At 68.8% G+C, this 1,151-nt stretch carries 1 protein-coding gene; it reads right to left on the bottom strand.

The window, feature by feature from the left end; all coding sequences use genetic code 11:
• The coding region (locus H5965_RS45965; protein WP_310977639.1) for a family 2B encapsulin nanocompartment shell protein at positions 1 to 1,146 on the bottom strand (1,146 nt) is incomplete at its 3' end.
• Positions 1,147 to 1,151: the final 5 nt, after the last annotated feature.

Below are 1,151 nucleotides of genomic sequence, written 5' to 3'. Positions count from 1 at the left end.
GCCGCGCCAGGAGGGGACTTGGTGGCCGGCGAGGTCGACGCTGGTGGGGTAGATGCCGGCTTTGGTGCATTCGCGGCCGAAGGCGGCGATGGTTTTGGGGTGGGCGAGGAAGAAGCCGGGGTCTTTCCAGACGAGGGTGAGTAGTTCGTCGAGGTCGTCGGGGGTGGGTGGGCCGGTGCGGGTGGGGATGCGCTGGGCGAAGTCGGCGTTGTGCAGGAGCCCGAAGTCGGGGTTGTTGACCAGTTCGTGTTCCTGCCGTTCCCGCAGGGCTTCGACGGTCAGGCGGAGTTGTTGTTCGATCTGGTTCATGGGCTGGTTGTAGAGGTCGGCGACGCGGGAGTGGACCCGCAGGACCGTCTGGGCGACGGAGAGTTCGTATTCCCGGGGGCGGGCTTCGTAGTCGACGAAGGTGCCGGGCAGGACGGGTTCGCCGTCGTGGCCGGAGGCGAGGGAGATTTCGGCTTCGCCGTGGTCGTTGCTGGCCGCGGCCCCGCGGGCCCGGTAATCGGCCAGATGCGCGCGCAGGGTTTCGGAGCGGGTGAGGACGTCGTCGAAGGCGGTGCGGGGCAGGGACAGGACGGTGCAGGTGGTGACGGCTTTGGCGGTGAATTCCCAGATGCCGCCGTCGTCGATCAGGGCGCTGTCGCCGAAGTGGTCGCCGTCGGCGAGGGTGCCGAGGACGACTTGGTCGCCGTAGGCGCCGGTGCCGATTTTGGTGATCTTGCCGTGGGCGAGGAGGTGGACTTCGTCGGCGGGGGAGCCGAATTCGACGAGGGCGTCGCCGGGGGCGTATTCGCGTTGGGTGAACCGGTCGGCCAGTTCGGTCAGGACGTCTTCGTCGTCGAAGCCGCGCAGCGGGGCCAGTTCGCCCAGTTCCGGGGGGATGACGCGGACCTGCGCGCCGGTGGTGGTGAACGTGACCCGCCCATCCCCGACCGCATAGGAGAGACGCCGGTTGACGCGATAAGACCCAGCCGCCACCTCGACCCAGGGCAGCAGCTTGAGCAGCCAGCGGGAGGAGATGCCCTGCATCTGCGGGACCGACTTGGTCGTCGTGGCCAGGGTCCGGGCCGCCGCCCGCCCCAAGCTCGACGGCGCCTGCTCGGATTCCACCTGCTCGGATCCCACCGGGTCGGTGACAGTCACAACGA

Source organism: Amycolatopsis sp. 505 (genome assembly GCF_031625235.1).
GTDB lineage: Bacteria > Actinomycetota > Actinomycetes > Mycobacteriales > Pseudonocardiaceae > Amycolatopsis.
This window is presented reverse-complemented; position numbering and strand designations above follow the sequence as displayed.